Genomic DNA, 3,642 nt, shown 5'->3' with positions numbered 1-3,642 from the left:
CCGCCGTCTTCGCCTCTTCCGCGCGCAAAACGACACGCCCGTCCGATACAGGCGCCCCGTAAGAGCGCAGCAAGGCCTTCGCCTGGTATTCATGGATGTTCATTGTCTCAAAGCTCCTCCCGATGCTTTTACTTACTTGATGAGATGCAACATGTTCTTGAATTGCGGTGTCCCGGCTTTGCCAAGCCACTCGAAAACGACCATTTCCGTGGTGACGATCCCGGCGCCATAGGCGTTGAGCCGGGCGATGCAGGCCGCTTCGCTTTCCAGCGTGCGCGAGGCCGTGGCGTCGGAGACCACAAAAACCTCGTAGCCCTCCTCTATCAGGCTGGCGGCGGTCTGGACCACGCAGATATGCGCCTCCATTCCCGCGATCACGGCCTGTTTACGATCAAGGCTGCGGAAATGCGCGGCGAAATCCTCGTCCTCCATGCAGGAGAAATGCATCTTCGGAAGCACCGTGGCTTCCGGCGTCTCCAGCTCGGACACGGTCTTGCCAAGACCCTTGGGGTATTGTTCGGTCATCACGATGGGGATGTTCATTTCTCGTGCGCCGGCACAGAGCGTTCTCGTGTTGCGAATCGTACGGGCCGGCGCCTGCATTGCGGGCACCAGTCGCTCTTGCATGTCGATGACAATGAGGGCTGATTCGTCGGCGCGGATAAGCAAAAACAGGTCCTTTCATGCACTTGGTGATGACCTCGTAGAATACCAGATACCAACTATTTCACAGTATCGCAACCTGCGAGATTCGCGCCTTTGATCACCTTGATTGATCGTTCGGGCAGATTTTTTTTCGTGTGAAAAAAGTGCAATATAAATATAAGCTTAGAATGAATTTTCGGCCTGGAATCATGCCGGATTCCGGCGATTTTTCGAGCAGAACTGAAAAATCGTTTGTCGTGTTAGGTATGCTGTGTATGGTATACCAACGTCGCAAACGACGCCGCGCAACACGAGATCGGAGAGGGCGCATGAAGCTGAAACCTGTGCCTTCGAATTTCACGCTGAAGGATCACGTCTACGAAATGCTTCGGACAGCGATCACTGATATGAACATCTACGACAGCGCGACAGATCTGCGCCTGGACGAGCGTGATCTGGCCGAGCAGCTGGGCGTCTCGCGGACACCGCTGCGCGAGGCCGTGGCCCGGCTGGAGCGTGATGGTCTTGTCGAGGTTCAGCCGCGCAAGGGCGTGTTCGTGCAGCGCAAGAGCCTGGCCGATATTCTGGATATGATCATCGCGTGGGCTGCGCTGGAAAGCATGGCGGCGCGTTTGGCTTGCGAACACGCGACGGATCGCGAAATCGCCAGCCTGCGCACCATAGCGGCGAAGTACAACGACGAGATCGCCAACACGCGTATCTCGGAATACTCCGACGACAATATCCGCTTTCATCAGCGCATCCTCGAGATCTCGCGCTGTAAACTTCTGCGGAAAATGGCGGATGGTCTGTTCCTGCACATGAACGCGGTGCGGGTTCGGGCGATGGGCGAGGGCAACCGCGTGCGGTGGTCGGTCGTCGATCATGCAGAAATCATCGAAGCGATCGAAGCGCGGGATGCCGATCTGTCGGAGCGCCTCGTTCGCGAGCACACGATGCGGTTGCACACGCACGTCAATCGCACCTGGAGCAGTTTCGAACTGGCCGTCGGCGCGGGAGGCGCCAGGGTCAGCTAACAAGGAATGAGTACTAGAAAGGGGCCGAACGGGGCCCCGAACAGGGAGGAAGACTATGGGTGTGACCCAGATGACCGATGACCTCGTCGCGCGGACCGAGACGGATCCCGAAACGCTGACCGACGGGTTTCATCTTCTGATCGATGCGCTGAAGTTGAACGGCGTCGAGACGATCTACAACGTACCGGGTATCCCGATTACCGATCTCGGACGTTACGCACAGGCGCAGGGAATGCGGGTCCTGTCCTTCCGCCACGAACAGCATGCCGGATACGCGGCCGCCGCCGCCGGTTTCCTGACCAAGAAGCCAGGTGTCTGCATGACGGTATCAGCCCCCGGCTTCCTGAACGGCCTGACCGCGCTTGCCCATGCCACGACGAACTGCTGGCCGATGATCCTGATCTCTGGTTCATCCGAGCGTGAAGTCGTCGACCTTCAGCGTGGCGATTACGAAGAGATGGACCAGTTGGCCATCGCGCGGCCCCATGCCAAGGCGGCCTACCGAATCCTGCACGCCGAGGATATCGGCCTCGGCGTCGCCCGTGCCGTCCGCGCCGCCCTGACGGGCCGCCCCGGCGGTGTCTACCTTGACGTCCCCGGTGCCCTTCTTGGGCAAGTCATGGACGAAGTCGAGGGCAGTAAGTCCTTGATCAAGGTCGTGGATCCGTCCCCCGCCAGTGTCCCCAGCCCCGAGGCGGTGGATCGCGCGCTGGACGTGATGAAGAATGCCAAGAAACCGCTGATCATCATCGGCAAGGGCGCCGCCTATGCGCAGGCAGACGAAAAGGTGAAGGAGCTGGTGGAAACCCTGGGCTTCCCCTACCTGCCGATGTCGATGGCCAAGGGTCTTCTGCCCGACACGCACCCGCAATGCGCCTCGGCGGCCCGATCACTGGTGCTCAAGGAAAGCGACTGCGTCTTTCTGATCGGCGCGCGCCTGAACTGGCTGCTCAGCCACGGTGAGGGCAAGGCCTGGGGCGAGAAGGGCGCAAAGCAGTTTGTGCAGATCGACATCGAACCCAACGAGATGGACAGCAACCAGCCCATCGCGGCGCCACTGATCGGTGACATCGGCAGCTGTGCCGGCGCTCTGCTGGAAAAGATCCGTGGCAACTGGGAAAAACCGTCCGAGGACTGGACCGGCGCCGTGCGCTCCAAGGTCGAGGCCAATATCGAACGGATGGCCCCGCGCCTCAAGAACAACAACTCTCCGATGGACTACCAGGGCTCTCTGGGCGTCATCAAGGACCTGATCGCCGAGAACCCGGATACGGTTCTGGTCAACGAAGGCGCCAATGCGCTGGACCAGTGTCGCTCGATCGTGGACATCCACAAGCCCCGCAAGCGGCTGGACGTGGGCACCTGGGGTATCATGGGGGTCGGCATGGGCTCTGCCATTGCCGCTGCCGTGGAAACCGGCGACCAGGTTCTCGCGGTTGAAGGCGACAGCGCGTTCGGCTTCTGCGGGATGGAGATCGAGACGGTCTGCCGCTACAACCTGCCCGTGTGCATCGTGATCATGAACAACAACGGCATCTATCGCGGTGACGGCGAAAACTGGTCCGGCGGCGAAGATCCCTCGACCACGGTGTTCGTCAAGGACAGCAAATACGAGTTGATGATGCAGGCCTTCGGTGGGGTCGGTGTGACCGCCGACAACCCCGACGAGCTTCGGCAGGCGATCAAGGAAGCTTTCGCAAGCCGCAAGCCGACGCTCATCAACGCGATCATCGCCGAAGATGCCGGCAAGGAGAGCGGCAACATCGGCAACCTGAACCCGTCTTCGGTGGTAGCGCAGAACCGTTACCCCCAAGCCAAGAATATCTGAGCGGGAGAGAACTCATGAAAGCATTGGACGGCATCAAGATTCTGGACTTCACGCATGTTCAGTCGGGTCCGACCTGCACGCAGCTTCTTGCGTGGTTCGGGGCGGATGTTCTGAAGGTGGAGCGGCCGGGCG

General features: G+C 60.0%; 4 protein-coding genes. 3 read left to right on the top strand and 1 reads right to left on the bottom strand.

From position 1 onward, the window contains the following. Positions 1 to 132: 132 nt before the first annotated feature. Positions 133 to 669: a hydrolase gene (locus tag PVV74_RS22685; RefSeq protein WP_274594775.1), complete on the bottom strand. Its 537-nt coding sequence runs from the start codon at positions 667 to 669 to the stop codon at positions 133 to 135. A 305-nt stretch (positions 670 to 974) separates the two neighbouring features. On the opposite strand from PVV74_RS22685, the gene PVV74_RS22680 reads away from it, so the two are divergent. The 3 genes from PVV74_RS22680 to PVV74_RS22670 form a co-directional block, all read left to right on the top strand. After that, on the top strand, positions 975 to 1,682 hold the full coding sequence (locus PVV74_RS22680) for a GntR family transcriptional regulator (RefSeq protein ID WP_103765130.1): 708 nt from the start codon (positions 975 to 977) through the stop codon (positions 1,680 to 1,682). Between the two features lie 55 nt (positions 1,683 to 1,737). After that, on the top strand, positions 1,738 to 3,510 hold the full coding sequence (gene oxc, locus PVV74_RS22675) for an oxalyl-CoA decarboxylase (RefSeq protein ID WP_245890600.1): 1,773 nt from the start codon (positions 1,738 to 1,740) through the stop codon (positions 3,508 to 3,510). Between the two features lie 14 nt (positions 3,511 to 3,524). Next, positions 3,525 to 3,642: CoA transferase (locus tag PVV74_RS22670; protein ID WP_274593584.1), on the top strand; the 118-nt coding region annotated here is incomplete at its 3' end.

Source organism: Roseovarius sp. SK2, assembly GCF_028807495.1.
GTDB classification, from domain to species: domain Bacteria; phylum Pseudomonadota; class Alphaproteobacteria; order Rhodobacterales; family Rhodobacteraceae; genus Roseovarius; species Roseovarius confluentis.
The sequence above is the reverse complement of the archived record's forward strand: the minus strand, read 5'-3'. Positions and strand labels throughout refer to the sequence as shown.

Excerpts from the sequence above, each read along its gene's own strand:
- PVV74_RS22680 (WP_103765130.1), top strand. The coding sequence starts at position 975 with ATGAAGCTGAAACCTGTGCCTTCGAATTTCACGCTGAAGGATCACGTC.
- oxc (WP_245890600.1), top strand. The coding sequence starts at position 1,738 with ATGGGTGTGACCCAGATGACCGATGACCTCGTCGCGCGGACCGAGACG.